Source organism: Peribacillus sp. R9-11, assembly GCF_031345095.1.
Taxonomy (GTDB): domain Bacteria; phylum Bacillota; class Bacilli; order Bacillales; family DSM-1321; genus Peribacillus; species Peribacillus butanolivorans.
The window spans coordinates 2,767,892-2,785,085 of the sequence record NZ_CP133763.1; the positions used below are offsets into that span (position 1 = coordinate 2,767,892).

At 36.0% G+C, this 17,194-nt stretch carries 14 protein-coding genes and 2 pseudogenes; 13 read left to right on the top strand and 3 right to left on the bottom strand.

Annotated features, from left to right (window positions below; all coding sequences use genetic code 11):
- Positions 1-200 precede the first annotated feature (200 nt).
- From RE409_RS13575 to RE409_RS13600, 6 genes and pseudogenes are all read left to right on the top strand, one after another.
- Positions 201-488 carry a hypothetical protein gene (locus RE409_RS13575; protein WP_309559188.1) on the top strand — a complete coding sequence of 96 codons (288 nt, stop codon included), beginning with the start codon at positions 201-203 and terminating at the stop codon, positions 486-488.
- Positions 472-882, top strand: coding sequence for a sugar phosphate isomerase/epimerase family protein (locus RE409_RS13580; RefSeq protein ID WP_309559189.1), 411 nt, complete (start codon positions 472-474; stop codon positions 880-882). The genes RE409_RS13575 and RE409_RS13580 overlap by 17 nt, the downstream gene beginning before the upstream one ends.
- 398 nt (positions 883-1,280) lie before the next feature.
- Positions 1,281-3,410: an ATP-dependent Clp protease ATP-binding subunit gene (locus RE409_RS13585; RefSeq protein WP_309559190.1), complete on the top strand. Its 2,130-nt coding sequence runs from the start codon at positions 1,281-1,283 to the stop codon at positions 3,408-3,410.
- Positions 3,411-3,881: 471 nt separating this feature from the next.
- Positions 3,882-5,822, top strand: a pseudogene (gene pulA, locus RE409_RS13590) (type I pullulanase); the annotation flags it as partial.
- Positions 5,823-6,400: 578 nt separating this feature from the next.
- Positions 6,401-6,514: a 4Fe-4S binding protein gene (locus tag RE409_RS13595; RefSeq protein WP_309559272.1), complete on the top strand. Its 114-nt coding sequence runs from the start codon at positions 6,401-6,403 to the stop codon at positions 6,512-6,514.
- A 271-nt stretch (positions 6,515-6,785) separates the two neighbouring features.
- A complete protein-coding gene (locus tag RE409_RS13600) occupies positions 6,786-7,286 on the top strand; it encodes a PCYCGC motif-containing (lipo)protein (protein ID WP_201224566.1) in 501 nt (166 codons plus the stop codon).
- Positions 7,287-7,387: 101 nt separating this feature from the next.
- Here the strand turns inward: RE409_RS13600 and RE409_RS13605 are convergent.
- Positions 7,388-7,743 (bottom strand): annotated as a pseudogene (locus tag RE409_RS13605) (transposase); the annotation flags it as partial.
- Positions 7,744-7,965: 222 nt separating this feature from the next.
- On the opposite strand from RE409_RS13605, the gene uvsE reads away from it, so the two are divergent.
- The gene (gene uvsE / locus RE409_RS13610; protein WP_201224564.1) at positions 7,966-8,937 is read left to right on the top strand and encodes a UV DNA damage repair endonuclease UvsE; all 972 of its coding nucleotides are present in this window, start codon (positions 7,966-7,968) and stop codon (positions 8,935-8,937) included.
- A 533-nt stretch (positions 8,938-9,470) separates the two neighbouring features.
- The gene (locus RE409_RS13615) at positions 9,471-10,043 is read left to right on the top strand and encodes a site-specific integrase (RefSeq protein WP_207196090.1); all 573 of its coding nucleotides are present in this window, start codon (positions 9,471-9,473) and stop codon (positions 10,041-10,043) included.
- Positions 10,044-10,582: 539 nt separating this feature from the next.
- Here RE409_RS13615 and RE409_RS13620 read toward each other — a convergent pair.
- On the bottom strand, positions 10,583-10,978 hold the full coding sequence (locus RE409_RS13620) for a GyrI-like domain-containing protein (RefSeq protein WP_201253515.1): 396 nt from the start codon (positions 10,976-10,978) through the stop codon (positions 10,583-10,585).
- A 438-nt stretch (positions 10,979-11,416) separates the two neighbouring features.
- Here RE409_RS13620 and RE409_RS13625 point away from each other — a divergent pair, with 438 nt between their 5' ends.
- From RE409_RS13625 to glaH, 4 genes are all read left to right on the top strand, one after another.
- On the top strand, positions 11,417-12,076 hold the full coding sequence (locus tag RE409_RS13625) for a GntR family transcriptional regulator (RefSeq protein WP_309559191.1): 660 nt from the start codon (positions 11,417-11,419) through the stop codon (positions 12,074-12,076).
- Between the two features lie 19 nt (positions 12,077-12,095).
- Entirely contained in the window at positions 12,096-13,313 is a 1,218-nt protein-coding gene (gene lhgO, locus RE409_RS13630) for an L-2-hydroxyglutarate oxidase (protein WP_309559192.1), read from the top strand.
- Between the two features lie 26 nt (positions 13,314-13,339).
- Positions 13,340-13,681 carry a DUF3870 domain-containing protein gene (locus tag RE409_RS13635; protein ID WP_057213787.1) on the top strand — a complete coding sequence of 114 codons (342 nt, stop codon included), beginning with the start codon at positions 13,340-13,342 and terminating at the stop codon, positions 13,679-13,681.
- A 332-nt stretch (positions 13,682-14,013) separates the two neighbouring features.
- Complete coding sequence (glaH, locus tag RE409_RS13640) at positions 14,014-14,952, top strand: glutarate dioxygenase GlaH (RefSeq protein WP_201253517.1); 939 nt, start codon at positions 14,014-14,016, stop codon at positions 14,950-14,952.
- A 288-nt stretch (positions 14,953-15,240) separates the two neighbouring features.
- Here the strand turns inward: glaH and RE409_RS13645 are convergent, their stop codons facing one another.
- A complete protein-coding gene (locus RE409_RS13645; protein WP_201180520.1) occupies positions 15,241-16,359 on the bottom strand; it encodes an NAD(P)/FAD-dependent oxidoreductase in 1,119 nt (372 codons plus the stop codon).
- Positions 16,360-16,534: 175 nt separating this feature from the next.
- Here RE409_RS13645 and RE409_RS13650 point away from each other — a divergent pair, with 175 nt between their 5' ends.
- On the top strand, positions 16,535-17,128 hold the full coding sequence (locus RE409_RS13650; protein WP_309559193.1) for a branched-chain amino acid aminotransferase: 594 nt from the start codon (positions 16,535-16,537) through the stop codon (positions 17,126-17,128).
- Positions 17,129-17,194: the final 66 nt, after the last annotated feature.

A 17,194-nucleotide genomic window follows, 5' to 3' on the forward strand; every position in this document is an offset into this window, starting at 1 on the left:
AATTAAACAAAACAGAAGTGAACGTGTAGACCCAATTTACCAAAAGCGACATGGAAAAGATTATTGAATTCGCAGAGGATTACGGTAATATTTCCATTTCAAAAGATGTGGAATTATTAACTATTAAAGGATTATAACAAAAAGGGAGTCGTTCTAATGAATTACGTAGATATTTTGATAATTTGGTAGCAGATTCGAATTTGGAACACTTAGTGCGCCAAGTTGATGACATTTGTTCTCTAATTATCAAACTTCCTCCTTCGATACATGAAGAAGGACAGCAATTTCCAACACCTTATCCTGTACTAATTGATTGGGGACATGATGAAAGGGATTACACAGCTGGTCACCCAGATGATGCAAAACGCTTATCTCCAGAGGGATGGAACAATATGATGACTCATATCCGGATATTGGCAGAGCATGCATGGACAAAATATGGAGTACGATCGGTAGTCCATCCTCATGCTGGTGGCTATCGAATTTGAAGATGAAATAAAGGAACATATGCAGGATATTCCACATAAAATTTCAGGACTTTGCCTTGACACAGAACATCTTTATTATTCAAAGATGGACCCCGTACAGTGGCTTAGGGACTGTGCAAATAGACTGGATTATATACATTTTAAAGATATTAATCTAGATAAATATCAACAAATAATGACTGAGTGTATCCGCTTTTTTGAGGTATGTAGCAAGGGAGTTATGTGCCCAATCGGAAAAGGCATCATTGACTATAAATCCATTAATAGGTTACTTAAAGTAATCGATTATCACGGGCACATTACTGTAGAGCAAGAGCGTGATCCTAGAAATTGTGATAATAGTCTACCAGATGTTAGCCAGAGTTTGGCTTATTTGAAGAGTATTGGTTATTAATCATAAATACAGTATGAGAACAAAAGTATGATTAATGGCGAAAAAATTATAAGAAAATCGGTTCTGATGCAAAAACTCAAGATAATCTCAATGGATGCTAAATCTTGATGTTTTACATCAAAATCAAAATAATGTTGTTTAAATTTTTTATTTTCACTATTAACAATATACTTTTTCTCCGATATATTTATCATTATCTTTATAAGGAAATTGCAACCAATTTCTGAAGATGAATTACCGATATGGCTGTTATCAATAGAAAAAATTTGAGAAAACAATCCAAAAGAATTTCCAGTCAAAATTATTGAAAGTCAAAGAAGGTCAATGTATAATAAAATCAGAAAGTCAAAGAAGGTCAAATTTGATTCATAAAAACAAACTTTAAGGAGGAGTACTACATGCTTTGTGAAAAATGCCATGTAAACCAAGCTAATATTCAAGTACATCTAAATATGAATGGTCAGGAGCATGATGTTATGCTGTGCTCCACTTGTTATAAAGAAGAGAGAAATAAACTTGGTGCAGCTATGGGAGGAAAAGATTTAGGGAACTTCCAATTTAATGGATCCCACAATTTATTTTATCCCTTTAATAATAGTAAAATCCCTCAACCGGAACCTGCTCAACAAAGCGGCGGAAGAGGATTATTAGAAGAGTACGGACAGAATCTGACAGATGCTGCTAAAGCAGGCCTAATTGATCCGGTTATCGGCAGGAATGAAGAAATAAAAAGAGTGATTGAAGTTCTAAATAGACGTAATAAAAATAATCCAGTATTAATAGGTGAACCTGGCGTAGGTAAAACAGCGATTGCTGAAGGACTTGCCCTAGCCATTGTTGAAGGTGCAGTTCCTGTTAAATTGCGTAATAAGCTGGTGTATATGCTTGATATCGCTTCACTTGTTACAAACACTGGAATCCGGGGACAATTCGAAGAACGAATGAAGCAATTAATCAGTGAATTGCAGGAAAGAAAGAATGTCATTTTATTCATTGATGAAATTCACCAAATTGTCGGTGCTGGTTCAGCCGAAGGATCGATGGATGCTGGGAATATCTTAAAACCCGCACTTGCACGAGGTGAACTTCAGCTGGTGGGAGCGACCACTTTGTCTGAATATCGGAAAATTGAAAAAGACGGAGCACTTGAACGCCGCTTTCAACCCGTTCAGGTTAATGAGCCTACAACAGATGAAGCATTGGTTATTTTGCAAGGTTTAAAAGACAGTTATGAAGCGTATCATGGGGTCACATATAGCGAGGAAGCGCTTAGAGCAGCTGTTGAACTTTCAAACCGCTACATTCAAGACCGTTTTCTACCTGACAAAGCAATCGACTTAATGGACGAGGCAGGTTCTAAATTAAACTTGACCATTGAAGATGGACAGGAAGAGGTTATGAAAGAACGTCTTGCAAATATCTATAAGGAAAAAGAGCAGGCCCTAAATGAAGAAGACTATGAAAAAGCAGCTGTACTTCGGGATGAAGAAGAAAAACTGGAAAAATCATTGCAAGCTGGAGTAAATTCAGTTAAACCAAACGTCACTGTCGAAGATATCCAAAAGATTATCGAACAAAAAACTGGAATCCCTGTAGGCAAGCTGCAAGAAGATGAGCAGGAAAGAATGCTTCATCTTCAAGAGGAGCTTATGAAAAAAGTAATTGGGCAGGAAGAAGCAGTCAGGAAAGTTGCGAAGGCCGTCCGAAGGAGTCGTGCCGGTTTGAAGTCCAAAAACCGTCCCACTGGTTCTTTCCTATTCGTTGGTCCGACAGGAGTTGGGAAAACTGAATTAGCGAAAACCCTTGCTTTGGAATTATTTGGTGATAAAGAAGCCATGATTCGCCTTGATATGAGTGAATTTATGGAGAAACATAGTGTTTCCAAATTAATTGGTTCTCCTCCTGGATACGTAGGACATGAGGAAGCAGGCCAATTAACTGAAAAAGTTCGTCGTAAGCCCTACAGTATTATCTTATTGGATGAGATTGAAAAAGCACATCCAGATGTGATGCACATGTTCTTACAAATTCTAGAAGATGGCCGGTTAACTGATAGCCAGGGACGTACTGTTACCTTTAAAGATACCGTCATTATCATGACATCTAATGCTGGAGTCGGGGAAAAACAAAAAGTAATGGGATTCGGTACAAGTACAGCCGTAGATGAAGCTTCTATCTTACAATCATTAGGCAGTTTCTTCAAACCGGAATTCCTGAACCGATTTGACAGCATCATTGAATTCTCAGCACTGAAGAAGGAAGACCTTTTGCAAATTGTTGATATTATGATTCAGGATCTTGACAAAACACTTACTTCTCAAGACATATCATTGGTCGTAACAGATGAAGCAAAACAAAAACTGATCGAGTTAGGTTATCATCCATCATTCGGGGCAAGACCGCTCCGCCGTGTTCTTCAGGAACAGCTAGAAGATGGCATTACTGACTATATCTTTGATCAGCCTAAAGTGAAAAACTTCATGGCAGTTGTTGAAGATAATCAGGTTAAAATAATCAAAACACCATAAAGAGTACTAGAAATGCCTCCAAGACCGTAAAACTGTTATGGAGGCATTTTTTTTTATCACTTTTTAAGGTATAGAATTTCAATATGACTATTTAAAAGACAAAGAGAGGTATATTCTACACAGAAGTAGAATTTTATGTAAAAGTAGTACAGGTTTATGATTTTTGGAACAACTTAGATAAACTAAACTATAAAAAATGGACATCGAGATTCTCAATTATTCCTGAACTTTTTTCGGGTGATAATACTTATTATTGATAAATGAATACATCAAGTTTATTAACATATATCCCTGAGACCCTAGGGCGTTGGAATCATATTGAAAATATCACACTGATTTTTGATAGCAACCCTTCATAAAAAGGAAATAATAAAAATATATGAAATAAATTCCTGTTTTGAAATAGGAATTTCATTGGAGGAATGACCTATTAAAGATTCACTTTCTTATTTTGAAGAGGAAAATACCAATCAAACACCTAAAGATAAAGATCTCGATAATAAGTCGGATGTTCTACCCATTGCAAATACTCAAAATCCTGAAGAACTGGATAATCTTTATTACTATGAAGGAAAAGACTTAGGAAATTCCTATTTAAAAGATAAAACTTCCTTCCGGTTATGGGCTCCTACTTCATCTGAAGCTAAGCTCGTTACTTATAAACGTTGGGATGATACAGATGGATTAGAAATTGATATGCAGCGTTCGGAGAAGGGAACGTGGACTGTTGAAATATCCGGTGATCAGGATGGGTTGATTTATACATATAAAGTGAAAGTGGGCGATGTATGGAATGAAGCTGTGGATCCCTATGTCCGGGCAGTGACTGTAAATGGGAATAGAGGTGTTGTAATAGATTTAGCAGACACCAACCCAGAAAAGTGGACAAATGATAAACCTGCGCTGAATAGCCCTGAGGATGCAATTATCTATGAAATTCATATCAGGGATTTATCGATTCATCCTGAAAGTGGAATTCAAAATAAAGGGAAATTTTTAGGAGTAACCGAAATGGGTACCAAAGGTCCTGAAGGAGTTAAAACTGGTCTCGATCATATTAAGGATTTGGGTGTGACTCATGTTCAATTTATCCCCATTTTTGATTTTGCTACTGTCAATGAAATGAAATTAAATGAACCTCAATATAATTGGGGATACGACCCAAAGAATTATAATGCACCAGAAGGGTCTTATTCGACTGACCCCTTCCAACCAAAGCTCAGAATTCGTGAGGCGAAGCAGATGATCCAAGCATTACATGATAAGGGATTACGTGTAATTATGGATGTAGTTTACAATCACGTATATTCGGTGGATGATTCTAGCTTTAACAAACTTGTACCTAACTATTTTTTTCGCTTTAACGAGGACGGCACACTATCCAATGGTACCGGTGTAGGAAACGACACAGCGTCCGAACATAAAATGATGCGTAAATTTATCGTTGAATCTGTAATCTATTGGGCGAAAGAGTTTAACCTCGACGGCTTCCGTTTTGATTTAATGGGGATTCATGATGTGGAAACGATGAATGAAGTGAAAAAAGCTGTTGGTGAAATTGATCCGACTATTATTGTTTTAGGAGAAGGGTGGGATATGAATACCACATTGTCTCAGGATCAGAAAGCGAATCAAAAGAATGCTTATAAAATGCCTGGTATAGCACATTTTAATGACGCTATCCGGGATGGGCTAAAAGGCTTTGTGATGAATGAACATGATAAAGGCTTTATCAATGGCAAACCAGGTATGGAAGATATCATTAAAAAAGGGATAGCTGGTGGATTGAAATACGATGATCATATAGCAACCTATCAAAATCCAGCCCAGGTCATCAACTATGTCGAGGCCCATGATAATTATACATTATGGGATAAGCTCGTAATTACCAATCCAGATGCGACAGAGCAAGAACGTAAGCAGATGCACAAGCTTGGTTCCTCAGTGGTATTACTGTCACAGGGAATTCCAATGATCCATGCTGGACAAGAATTTATGCGAACAAAGGATGGAGATGAAAATAGCTATCAATCATCTGACTGGGTTAACCGATTGGATTGGAAAAGAAGAGCGGAGTTTGATTATGAAGTAGAATATTTAAAAGGGCTAATTTCGCTTCGAAACAATATTTCCGCTTTCAGGTTAAGAACAGCTGAAGACATCGAGCAGCAGTTAATATTCCTTGATGCTCCGGCGAATGTAATTGCATTTACTCTAATGACAGAACATTCAAAGATTGTTGTTATTCATAATGCAAACTGGGAAGCTGTAAATTTTACACTCCCACTCCATGGAGAATGGGCTGTTTTAGCGAATGGTCAGCGGGCGGGTCTAGAAGAAATTGAAAGGATTCAGGGGAGTCATATAACCGTTTCCCCTTTAAGTTCATATGTGTTGAGAAGTAATTTGTAAAATAGTGATTCGAAGTGAATGATAGGTGATCACTCACTTCGAATTTGTTTTTTTTAGCTTTCTATCGAAATATTTACTAAAAAATGGAATAGTGAAATAGCTAATAATGTTGAAATATAATCTCCCATCATTAATTAAGTTCAGGGAAAATTTCCTAGTGCAGAAAATATTAAATGAATAAATTTTCTCGTTTTTTTAGTGAGGAGACGATTATTTTGCCAGAGAAAGTACATATAATTATTAATGAGGCTGAGGCCATCCTGAACGGTAATCAAACAATTTTACATTTGCTAACAAATAGTTCGATTTAAGTTTCGAATGTTTGTTACCATCCAAACTTAGACCCGATTGAAACATGTGATGCATGTCATGTCTCGTGAATGTTAATGGAGAGCTTGTGAGATTGTGTTCTACCGAATTCAAAGATGGGGATGTAATTGATACAGTTGCACCTGATGTCAAAGAAGCATAGGTTATCGCAATGTTCAAGATACTGTATAACCATGAACTGTACTGTACGGTTTGTGATTACAATAATGGGTCATTCATCAACCGTATGTAATGGATAATTTAAATCCATTTTCCGTTATGATCAGGACCAATGCATCCTTTGCGGCCGTTGTGTAGAGGCTTGTCAGGATGTACAAGTCACTGAAATTTTAATTATCGATTGTGAGGCAAAATGGCTCTGAGTCATTTGGGATAAGTAACTCTAGCTGGTTTTGGATTTTAGCCGGAAATTCGTTCATAACCATTCCACTGACGCTATCAAAGAAGAAACAAATGAGAATAAATTAATAGGGAAGGGTCCTTTGATGAATGCCTTTCTTACATTACTTGAATAATTTAAAAATATCTTTTCATGAAGACATCATTTAATAATGTACTTTTTGTGAAATAACTTGTAGAAATACATTCCACCCCATAAAATGGGAGTAACTATAATATTCAAGGAGTGTGCAAATGAATTTTAAATTAATAGCCATAATTGGTATCTGTTCATCTTTACTACTTTCCGGTTGTTCGAATGAAGAAAAAAGTGTTGTGGATAAAGAAACTAGTCATGAAGGCCATTCAGCCCATACTGTTTCAGGAGATCTACAAGAAGAGACTAGCAGTAAGGAAATAGCACCTGAATTTCTATCTGGAAAACCAGAAGAAATGAAAACCATCTATTTAGCGGTTGCTCAAAATCAGGAACTATTAGAAAATATACCATGTTACTGTGGTTGTGGCGAAGAAGCTAACCATAAAAACAATTACGATTGTTTTATCCATGAAAATAAAAAAAGTGGTGAAGTGGTTTGGGACGATCATGGTACTAGATGTGGAGTTTGCCTAGAAATAGCAGCTCAATCCATTTTAGATTTAAGGGATGGGATGTCAATTAAAGATATCCGTACTAAAGTGGATGAAAAATATAAGAGTGGATATGCAAAACCAACACCTACTCCTGAGGTTTAAGTTTATGAATTTCCAAATTAAATAGTTACAAGCGAGTAAATAAATGAAAAAGAGCCTGAAATGAAGTAACCCAAAAAGGTAGACACTTTATTTAATAGGTCAGCCTTGAAGGCATGAACCCGGTAATCGACCCGGCTCATGCCTTTTAATTTTACCTTGATTCGTTTGAGACTGTAGTAATGGATATATTCTTCTTCTAGTTCTTGTTTGAAATGCTCCATGCTTTCAAATTCTTGAAGATAGAGTAAATCTAATTTTAATATGCCAAAGAAGTTTTCAATGACCGCATTATCGATACAATTTCTTTTGTGGGACATGCTTTGTGTAGTGTTATGTCCTTTTAAATCATGCAATATTGTTTCATCTGGTAATGCTAGCCCTAATCTGAATGAAGAATGGGTGAATCTTTCGATTCCAAGCGGTCAAAGGCTTTATCCAGCATTTTGGTAACAAAGGCAATAAATTTATAGTTTTTTTCCCTTCCAAGTACTCAAAAGCTGCATGTAGTTTTTCGTCTATCGTATATTTAGTCAAAAAAAAACTGCTCCCCCCAATTGTTAGATGTTGTCTAACAATTGGGGGGCAGTTCAAATTATGAGGCTCTTTTTTATTATTCATATTAAAGATAAATAAGGGAATACTGACAAAAACAACAAAAAAATATAAGGGGGTTATCCATTTGACTTTAATCCGCCTTGGTTATGTGGCCATGAGTACTCATGTGCCAAACTGCTCACCATCCCAAACCATGACTTTTTCCCAGTTTTCGAAAATTAAGGATAGGGAGGCAGCCATAAGAAAACTTGAACGCATTTCAGTTTCTAATTTTAATAATTGCTGGCGATTACTAATCCATAACGCAGCTCATGATATCCAATTTTTTAGGCTTTCATCTAAACTCATTCCCCTTGTCAATCACCCAGAAATTCCAGAATGGGACTACCTAGAACCAATTTCAGAAGAACTTGAAAAAATTAAAACCTATCTTACTAATCAGCCAGCTATAAGAATTGATTTTCATCCAGATCATTTCGTCATTTTAAATAGTTCGAATATCGATATACTGAAGACTTCTCTAAAAACATTAAGAATTCATTATACTTTATTAAAAAAAATGGGATTGGACCCTGAGCATCGTTGTGTTCTCCATGTCGGTGGTGGTTATGGTGAACATGAACAGGCGCTAGAGCAGTTTATACATAATTGGGGGTTTATACCTGAGTCGATTCAAAAAATGGTGATTCTTGAAAACGATGATACTACATTTACTTTATCGGAAACTCTCTACTTGTGTGAAAAACTAGGAATTCCCATGGTTTTTGATTACCACCATTACCTTGCGCACCATTCGGCATCTGAAAAATGGATTGATCATTGGAATCGAATACTCCAAACTTGGGATTACTCCAAACTATCTCCGAAGATGCATATTTCTAGCCCAAGATCGGAAAAAGAATTTAGAGCACACGCTGATTACGTTGATCCGGATATGTTTATGGAGTTTTTACAACAAATAAAAGGAAGTTTACCACAGTTAGATTGTATGATTGAAGCGAAGCAAAAAGATGGTGCACTTTTCCAATTGATGGATCAACTAAGAGCCTACCCGGAAATTGAGATGATTGACGGTGCAAGTTTTTATATCCGCTGAGAGACTTGGATAAAACTTACATTTGATGAAGAGATATGTAAGGCTCTTTATCAAATGTAATAGAATAAATATTAAAAATATATAGTTTACATAATGTTATTATCGTAAATAAAATAAATGGGGAAAGTTGTATAATGTCACAGGGAAGAGGAAGGGTATTATTGTAAATTATAATCCTGAAAAAAATACCAGTGTTTGAACTTCTACATTTTTCATAAAAAAAACAATAAAAGATAAAAAACAGGTCCCATAAATTGATTTTAAGGTGTCCATTTTTAATCGTTAGGGTATTTCATCGCGATTGTTATAAAGTCTTTCTAAACGCTATTAAAATACATTTAAGGGGATTGGGAGAATTAAACTCTTTATCTACTATTAATATAAGAATATTCCGAATGTAACAAAGGACCTGTATTGATACATTCGAAATCGCGTCAAATCAAGGTTTTTGAGAGCATTATAATTTAAAAAACTTGCCTTTTTTTCGTCAATTCACGTACAATGAAAGAAGAGGAAAGGGGAATGAGTTACTCATGCAAGCAACCTCTCAAAGAATCAAAAATGTCCAGCCGATACGCCGACTGGATCACATAGATAAGATGAAAAAATCTCTATTAAAATATTGCAGCTACCGCGATTATATGATGTTCTCTATCGGGATTAACATTGGACTTCGAATCGGTGATCTTTTACAGTTACGTGTAAAAGATATCCTAGAGGGAACGCATATCGTCATTGTAGAGCAAAAGACAGAGAAAATTAAACGGTTCCTTGTCAACCCTCAACTTCGGAAAGAGGTCCGGAAGTATGTTCGGAAGATGAACCTGAAAAGTGAAAACTATTTATTTCCTAGCCGAAAAGGAAATGGTCCAATCACTAGGGTACAAGCATATAGGGTTTTAAACAAAGCAGCAGAAATGGCTGATATTCCGGATGTTGGCACACATACACTCCGAAAAACATTTGGCTATTTGCATTATCAAAAATTTAAGGATATCGCTTTACTTCAACAAATTCTTAATCACTCCAATCCAAAAGATACGATGATATACATAGGACTCACACAGGATTTAATGGACGAAACATTGATGGATTTCTATTATTAAAAAAAGGACCAATAAGGTTCTTTTTTTATTTATCATAATAACATTATGTAAACTAGTTATTTTCAATTATAATTCTAAATTTAAGAGTAAATTATCTAGGATGAATCATTTGTATATAAATTGGTGGTACATCTTATAAGAAACCCTGGGGAATAAAATGAGGTAAATCAAAAAAAGTTTTGTTATTAAATATCTTACATATTAATATAATATTCTTTTGGAATAGTTGTTATTTTATAGAACCATCAGCGCACATTATAAATAACTGGAAAGTAGAATTCCTTATATTTAGAAAAGATATTTAAATCTGTACTAACAAAATATTTGATGAATCTAAAATAAAGAGGGAAGAATAAAGAACATGAGGGAATATTGCTCAACAAGAGTAATGACAGTGTCTTTTTCTTCTTAGATATTAGGTGTTAAATTCAATGGGAAATTGAGCTAAGGATAGTATAGATAACAAAGATCTTAGATAACTATTTTTTAGGGACATTACAAAAGAACCCTATATTTTATAGGGTTCTTTTGTTAATGCATTATTTAATCGCTATATGTATTTCCACTTTTCCATCAGGATAATATTTTTCATAATCCAGGCTATATGCCCTATTTAACTTTTTTTCATCTTCAAGCTGCCATATCTTTTTCCAAGTTTCACTTATGGAATGCTCATCTTGTAAACATTCAAACACTTTATATTCATTTTCTGGAATAATAATTTTTTCATTTGACACTGGAGTTTCAGTAGCAATAGTTAAAGTATAGTCACCACGATAATTACTTGTGTATTGATGGTAAACCCCATACTTAATATCATTTTCAATATTGAAATCATTCATTTTATTCCATAATGACCCAATTTTATCGAATAAATTTTCATCCGTGAAATTATTAGTGCGAATATCGCCAATAATATATACTTCTTTACTCATTATATCCTCACTCCTTTGTATAAATTTGGTTTTTTAGTTAATTGTATCATAGTCAGAAAAAAAGAATCACCTTTTTCAAAATAACAAACGGAAGCATAGTTGAAAAACATAAAGAGGACCAAGTTTTTTTTTCCTCTTTTAAATACCAACATTAATAATTATATAATCTATACAAAGGAGAGGATGTGTCTAAACTGATGAAAAACTCGGTCTTCCATAGAACGACATTATTACGTAGAGTAGAAAAATTAAAGATTGAACTAAAGTAAGCGTAGCAGAAGGTTACTTTCTCTTGTGATAGATAAAAGGTGGATTTTCGATATATTGTATCCAATTATTTTAGGATTGGATACAATATCTTTTATTTTTACTATTGTAATCGTTTTATATAGTTGTTATAGTTAAAATTGTATCCAATGTTGAAAGGTGGAAGATAAATTGGATAATGCTAATAGAGATAAGTCAACAATCGTAAACAATGTAACAAAAAGTCTTAGACAGGCAATTTTAAACGGGACACTGAAAAAAGGCGAGCGTTTAATTCAAGAGGAATGGGCTGAACGATTAGATGTAAGCAGAATGCCCATTCGAGAAGCGCTTACACAGCTTCAAATGGAAGGTTTAGTGGAAATGGTTCCACACAAAGGAGCTATCGTCACTCCAATAACCCGAGATGATATTGAAGAAATCTACCATACTAGGTCTCTTCTTGAAGGCCTAGCTGTTGAAAAGTCACTTCCCTATTTAACAAAAGAAGACAAAAAACAATTAGAGAAAATATTGATTGAAATGGAAGAGATTCAGTTATCCGATGTAACAAATGAACACTATATTCAATTGAATGCGACTTTTCATGAAACCCTTCGAAAAGGTTGTCCATGGCCTAGGGTTCAAAAAATGGTAGAAACGCTAGGTATCTCGCCAATTGCGCCCAACTTGCTTATTGATTATTACCTTGAAACTCAGCGGGAACACAGGATGATTTATGAAGCAGCTTTACGAGGCGATCCTGCAGAACTTCGAGCATCTGTGGAATATCATATTTTACGAACAAAGAATAATTTAATCACGTGTATGGAGTTGCTAAAAAAACCATAAATAATAAGGAGTGGTAATTATGTATGATTTTGCAATTGTTGGTGGGGGAATTGTAGGTTTATCAACGGGAATGGCACTTTATAAGCGGTATCCTAATGCGAGAGTGGTAGTTATTGAAAAAGAGTCTGTTGTTGCAGATCATCAAACTGGTCATAACAGCGGTGTTATTCATTCCGGAATATATTATAAACCAGGAAGTTTTAAAGCACAATTTGCTCGCCAAGGAAGCAAATCAATGACGGAATTCTGTCAAACACATGGAATCGAACATGATATTTGTGGAAAGGTCATTGTTGCGACAAAGCAAGATGAGTTACCAATTCTTAATGATTTGTATACACGTGGTCTACAAAATGAACTGGCTATAAAAAAAATAAGTGTGGATGAATTAAAGGAAATCGAACCACATGTAAACGGACTTGGTGCGATTCGCGTCCCGCAAGCAGGTATTGTAAATTATCGTCAGGTCAGCGAAAAAATCGCCGATATTGTCAAAGAATATGGCGGTGAGATTAAGCTAAATACAAAAGTAGAAAAAATTAACGAGGAATCAGATAGTGTAACGATTGAGACGAACAACGGCACCCTAAAAGCACGATTGGTAATTAATTGTGCTGGGTTGCACAGTGACCGTATTGCAGCAGCAGCGGGGTACAAAACTGATATGAAAATTGTACCATTCCGTGGCGAGTATTTTAAGTTGATACCAGAAAAACGCCATCTCGTTAACCATTTAATTTATCCTGTTCCAAATCCAAAATTTCCGTTTTTAGGGGTCCATTTTACTCGGATGATTAGCGGAGAAGTAGATGCTGGTCCAAATGCTGTGTTAAGTTTTAAACGTGAAGGCTATAAAAAAACAGACTTCAATGCAAAAGATTTAACAGAAGTTTTAAGTTACAAAGGGTTCTGGAAACTCGCGAGTAAATTTATGAAAGAAGGGATGGATGAATATGTCCGTTCTTTTAGCAAGAAGCAATTTACGAAAAGCCTCCAGGAGTTAATTCCTGAAATTCAGGAAGATGATTTAATTCCGGCACCTGCAGGCGTTCGAGCGCAGGCTCTACAGGACGATGGGAATATGGTAGATGACTTTCATATTATAATGGGGAAACGTACTGTTCATGTATGTAACGCTCCGTCTCCTGCAGCTACAGCTTCTATTGAAATTGGAAAAGAGGTTGTTAACCGTATTCCAGAACAATCGCACTTATTGGAAGCAGCTTTAATAAAATAAATCATTTTTAGAAAGGAAGAAGCCTCATGTTTAATGGCAAAACAATATTTATTGCAGGTCACGCACGTTTACCCCAGGGAATGGCAGCAAAAAGTGTCTTTGAAACGTTAACCATTACTGCAGAAGTCGATGCTAAATATGGGGTTATACTAGAAGCTTCCTGTACATTGGCAACAGAACATGGACGTGAATTTATTGGACGCGTGTTAAAAGGGACTAGTTTAAATGATGGTGTTGATAATGCGATAGAATCTATTCAATCCTATTATCGGGGAAAGGCAACAAATGCGTTGATCGCTGCATTAAAAGACTTAGATCTCCATTTTCAGCAAATTAAGGCCGGGGAAAAACCAAAACAACCGAACTAGATTTTTGATTTAATTTATCTGAATAATAAGTAAAAAGAGTTGACATTAGAATACGAAAGTGTTTTAATTGAATTAAGCCAATATTATGACATTATCACCTTTTGTAAAATACCTTTTCAAAATCGTGAATAGATTATAATAATTGGAAACAGGAAACATAAATAATACATAAACTGCATATTCGCTGTGACTCTATTTGCATAGAGCAGTGAAGTGAATATAAGCCAGTTGTACAAGTAGAATCCTATTTTAGTAGGGAACTTGTGCGACTGGCTTTTTATATTTCCCGTTAACTCATTACCCTATTTTACAAATAACAGGAGGAATTATTCATGAGTATTGCAGAAAAAAAGAAAGCGAAGTTTGAAAAGAAAACTGAAATATATGAGGTGAAAGTTCACCCGCAAACAGATCGTTTGTATCATATTGAAATCTCAAAAGAGGCAATTGCAAGTTTTTTAGAAGTAGTATTAAAGGATAATCAATCTGTACAACATTTGGAATATACACCATACGCACGTCGCATTGTCGCTTCTTACCTATTGGACCAAGTAGGAGAAGAGTTTGGCGAAGTACTTCGGAGCATTGTTCATGATCGAGAGTCTGGCGGATTCACTCTTGGTTTAGAAGGTGTCTCTGAAAATACTGATGAATATGTTATTTTCGCAACAGCGATTTCACATTTACTTGGAACTCCAAACCATGATGCAATGTCTGGAAAGTACTATGCACGTTTTAGTGTACAAGATACAGATAGCAGCGATTCATATCTACGTCAGGCATATCGTTTATTTACTCTTCATACAGACGGTACCTTTGTAGATGAGCCGACAGACTGGTTGCTTATGATGAAGACGATCGAAGAAAATGCCCGCGGAGGTGAATCACGTTTATTACACCTTGATGATTGGAAGGAACTTGATAAGTACGTCAATCACCCATTAGCAAATCAAAAATTTACGTATAAAGCTCCAAAAAGTAAAAATATTGATCAAGAAATTGAACGTTTAACTTTCTTTAATCATAATAACAAGCCGGGTGTTTGTTTTATCGATCAATTTGTTTATCCTGAGTCCATTGAACAAGCAAAATACCTACGTGATTTCTCTAAATCATTGGAAGCTGATGAAAGTGTAATTGAACTAGAACTTCCTGTTGGTGATTTGGTTGTCGTTAATAATATTTTTTGGCTTCACGGACGTGCTGCATTTGAAAAGGATCCAAACTTGAACCGAGAATTACTACGCCAGCGCGGACGTTTTAACCAATAAGTTTTACCTGTAAACCCTATCGTTTATCTCTATCCCCAAAAACCTTTTAAAGATAAATTCTTTTCCTGCCTTTCGGTTCGGAACGAGAATTTGTCTTTTTTTTCTCTGAATTCGAAACTGAAGTACGATTGCATACCGAAAAGAATGACCCTGGACAAAGGCCGGGGTCATTTAGTGGTAAATCAAAGATATTACTGTTGTCAATCGTCTATTTCTTGGGCACAGTTCATATTCTTAATCTATTTTATTTGTTTCGTGTATTTATATATCGAGCGCTAATACAAGAGGTTACATTTCTATAGCACCCTTCACGTCATACTTTTCTAAATCGATGTCTATTTCTCTATCAAGTGCAAGATTTGCCAGTTGAGAGCCGATATAAGGGCCCATTGTTAGACCGGAAGCACCTAGCCCATTAGCAACTATGATACCTTCCCAATCAGGTATGGGGCCAATTACTGGAAGGAAATCAGGAGTGAAGGGTCTGAACCCTACTCTTGCTTCAATAAACGTACTATCTGCCAAACCAGGAGCAGTATTTAATGCTTTATTAAAAACTTCCTGTAATCCTCCTGCGGTCATTCGATTATCGAATACTTCCATATTTTCATGTGTTGCCCCGGCTACGATTTTATTATCTTCGAAAGCCAACAAGTATTGGTCACTAGGCGGCATAACAACCGGCCAGTTATTTGTGTTTGTATCCGGCAATCCTAGATGAACAATTTGAGCTTTTTGAAAGCTGACTTGAAAATTGACTCCCAATGGTTCCAGTAATTGATGGGCCCATGCTCCTGCGCATACAATTACTTTATCGGCGGCAATGACCTCATCAGCAATTGTTACACCTGTTACCTGTGAATCGCTATATGTCAGAGCAGCCTCACCATACATAAGTTTCGCTCCGTTTTTTTGTGAAGCACGAAGTAATGAATCACGAAGTGCCCGTCCATCGACTCGTGCGGCTCCACTTATATGGACAGCAGCATATTCGCCGGAAAGAGGCGGAAATAGGGCATTCGTTTCCTCAGAAGTGAGCAAAGTAATATCCCCTATCTCAGGTGCATCTTCTTTTCGCTTTGTCGCTCGTTTCTGCATGGCCAGCAGTTTTTCTTCATCCGTATGTAAGCTGATAGCCCCTACTTGGGCATAGCCAGTCTCTGTTTCCCCGTCCCGTTCAAGCTCTTTAATTAGATTGGGATAAAAACGCGCACCATTTTTCGCGAGGTGATACCAATCTTTATTACGCCGTTGTGAAATCCATGGACACACGATGCCTGCCGCAGCGGCGGTGGCTTGTCCTCTATCTAGGCGATCAACAATGACAACATCGGCTCCCATTTTTACAAGCTGATAGGCCGTGGAGGCTCCTAAAATTCCTGCTCCCACTATAATGATTTTTTGCATGTTTAACATCTCATTTCTTTCATTTGTATAAAACCCTCTAGTATAACTATATCGAAGACGCCAAACGATTGCCACAATCGATATATTAATTGATTTTTCACATAGTTATTTTATCTGTAATGAATATGCTATGATTGAAACGGATCAGTTTGAAAAGATACTAGGAGGACATACCATGTTAAAAAAACAAATGGAAGCATACATATCAAAAACTTTAAGTGAAAACAAGCTGGAATTGTTTAAAGAAGAATTGGATTATGCAGAGAGACATAAGTTAATCCCTGACGATATTTCTATCGTAGAAAAAGATAACACTTTCCGCTTTGATGATGCTTATATCGAACGCAGTAATAAAGAAAGCGAAGAAATGATTTCTGAAGAAACTGCTGCATTTTTATCTCAACCAATTGAGTTTTTAAAAACAAATATAGAGGAATTCCTTTACTTTGAATCTTCATGGTTCGAACTAATCGGGGTTGAGGCACTTTCTTTGGAAGTTGATGATGTATTCAGTACTTATAACGCCATGTTCGGATTAAAATTTCAGAAAAAATTAGGAGATGCTATAAAAGCCTATTTAAATAAGGAGCTTCAAGGCGGTATCGGGTCATTCAGTTTGATGTTCAACCAAGGTGATGGGCTATGGGACGTGAATTTTGCCTTGAATAATGTTAAAGGATTTCGAGAAGACATGTCATTAGGAGAAGCTTTTAGTCTAATCTATAATTTTCTATTTATTCTTGTTGAAACAATCGAGGAAGATAAGTAAAGCGAAGAACCGCCATCATATAGTGATGGCGGTTCTTTTTCATTAAGTTAACTAGTAGTGATTACA

Coding starts and splice junctions, on each gene's coding strand:
- RE409_RS13645 (WP_201180520.1), bottom strand. CDS start 16,359: ATGCAAAAAATCATTATAGTGGGAGCAGGAATTTTAGGAGCCTCCACG.
- RE409_RS13615 (WP_207196090.1), top strand. CDS start 9,471: ATGCAAGCAACCTCTCAAAGAATCAAAAATGTCCAGCCGATACGCCGA.
- RE409_RS13600 (WP_201224566.1), top strand. CDS start 6,786: ATGAATTTTAAATTAATAGCCATAATTGGTATCTGTTCATCTTTACTA.
- lhgO (WP_309559192.1), top strand. CDS start 12,096: ATGTATGATTTTGCAATTGTTGGTGGGGGAATTGTAGGTTTATCAACG.
- RE409_RS13620 (WP_201253515.1), bottom strand. CDS start 10,978: ATGAGTAAAGAAGTATATATTATTGGCGATATTCGCACTAATAATTTC.
- RE409_RS13650 (WP_309559193.1), top strand. CDS start 16,535: ATGTTAAAAAAACAAATGGAAGCATACATATCAAAAACTTTAAGTGAA.
- RE409_RS13585 (WP_309559190.1), top strand. CDS start 1,281: ATGCTTTGTGAAAAATGCCATGTAAACCAAGCTAATATTCAAGTACAT.
- glaH (WP_201253517.1), top strand. CDS start 14,014: ATGAGTATTGCAGAAAAAAAGAAAGCGAAGTTTGAAAAGAAAACTGAA.
- RE409_RS13635 (WP_057213787.1), top strand. CDS start 13,340: ATGTTTAATGGCAAAACAATATTTATTGCAGGTCACGCACGTTTACCC.